This window comes from Streptococcus intestinihominis (assembly GCF_046824975.1).
Classification (GTDB): Bacteria; Bacillota; Bacilli; order Lactobacillales; family Streptococcaceae; genus Streptococcus.
Map to the genome: position 1 here is coordinate 90,386 of NZ_JBKQBL010000005.1, position 1,910 is coordinate 92,295.

Annotated in this window: 2 protein-coding genes; both read right to left on the bottom strand. The window is 35.7% G+C overall.

Going from position 1 to position 1,910, the window contains the following annotated elements:
• Positions 1-669, bottom strand: a 669-nt coding sequence (locus ACLOR3_RS08625; RefSeq protein ID WP_412037146.1) for an ABC transporter ATP-binding protein, incomplete at its 3' end; no start/stop codon positions are given.
• Between the two features lie 188 nt (positions 670-857).
• Entirely contained in the window at positions 858-1,784 is a 927-nt protein-coding gene (locus tag ACLOR3_RS08630) for a helix-turn-helix domain-containing protein (protein WP_411400788.1), read from the bottom strand.
• Positions 1,785-1,910: the final 126 nt, after the last annotated feature.

A 1,910-nucleotide genomic window follows, 5' to 3' on the forward strand; every position in this document is an offset into this window, starting at 1 on the left:
CTGTTTAATAAAATTGGCAATATCTCCTGAATAGTACAAGTTCCCTTCAATTAAGACATTTAAGACATCACAAGCAGCCATCTCTTCTAAATAGTGTGTAATTAGAACGACTGTCATATTTTCTTTTTTGTTCAGATAATTAATCGCTTCCCATAAATCATGACGAGATTGTGGATCTAAACCAGTTGTTGGCTCATCTAACAAGAGCAAAGACGGTTGTGGCAATAAAGCTCGGGCAATATCTACTTTTCGTTTTTGTCCTCCTGATAAACTGCCATAGTTTTTCTTTTTAAGAGTAGCCACATCCAAATAGGATCGCAGATCTGTAATACGCTTTTGTACTTGTGATTTTGATAATCCATACAAGGCTCCTCGAGAAATCAGGTTTTCCTCTACCGTTAAATGATCATCTAGACGATTGCTTTGAAATACAATACCGATATGTCGATAAAAATCTTTCGTTGACAAGGATTTTCCATCTACTTCCCAAAAAATCTCTCCTGAACTTGGCTTGAAATTCTGAATCAACAAATTAAAAAGCGTTGTTTTCCCTGCACCATTTGGACCAAGAAGTCCATAAAATTTACCTTCCTCAAGAACTAAATCAATTCCTTTCAAAGCCTCAAAGGAACCATAGCTTTTCTTTACATTGTGTAATCTAATTTCCATTTTCTGACACCAAGATCCTTTTTTCTTTCCTTGTACTCTCAGTATATCCAATTTCTATCTTCTAACGTGAGGACATTCATGTCCAGTCTAAGCATCTTTTTCACCAAAAAACACCTGTGAAGATTCACAGGTGTTCAATGTTTATTTTATATTTTTTGAGGACAATTGATGAAAAGATGAACACTTCTCTACACCTCAGTGTAGTTTAGACCTTTTTTTGCAAGGTCCTCTTTCCATTCTTCTTGCATGTTTCTCTTCACCAGATCCTCAGATAATAAATCAGCCATCAAGCATACTTTTTGATAATCATTTTTTGCTTTTTCTAAGTCATCTTCTATAAATAAAGCAACTTTCCAATTTAAAGCATAAACAAAAATATTATCCTGAAAATCATGTCTCTTTGTCATAATATCATTTAAAGCTTTAACAATGTCTGGCAACCTCTCGTATATCCCATAATGGGCTAACACACCTGCAGCTGAGATAAGAGTGTTTTGTAGCATTTCCAATTCTGATAAGGGGAAATAATCTATCGCAAGTAGGATTTTCTCTACTAAGTGTATAAATTCATCTTGATCAAAGGCTCCCAAAGCCAAAGAAAGCAAGCGCAATTTGATAATCTCCACATCGTTGAGACTTAACTCTTTTTTCTTCATGGCTTGCTCTAGATACTCATCTAATAAACCTTGATCAAAAGAAGGATTTTTAGATCCAATCATATCAACCGTAGCTTGGGCGACCTGGACAGACAGTTTTTCTTCCTCTGGCAGATTATCAAAATAGTTCTCGTAAATATCCTCAATAATTTCTTCATGCCGATGAAGACGATCTTGATCTCCATAATGATATAAAGTCCGTAGTTGATACTTCAAATTCAGATATTCTGCAGGCAATTCTAAACTAGTTTGATTCGTTAACGTATCTAGGGAAACACCTAGTTGATCAGCGATATACTTCGCTGTTGCAATCGTTGGCAAAGACTGCCCCTTTTCAATTCGCTGGAGTTGGCGCGTCGTTAATAGGTCCTCAATACCACAGATTGCTTGTCTACTTAATCCCTTACTTTCACGTAGAGTTTGTACTTTTTGTCCTAGTTCTGTTTTAAAATCCATCATACAAGCTCCTTTTCTTCTGGTTTTATTATAGCACATATTAAAGTTGAAGGGTTTTTAACCTTTTCCAGCACTAAATGAAAAATCGGAAATGAAGAATGCCGTCAGAAACATATGCATCTGATGGAG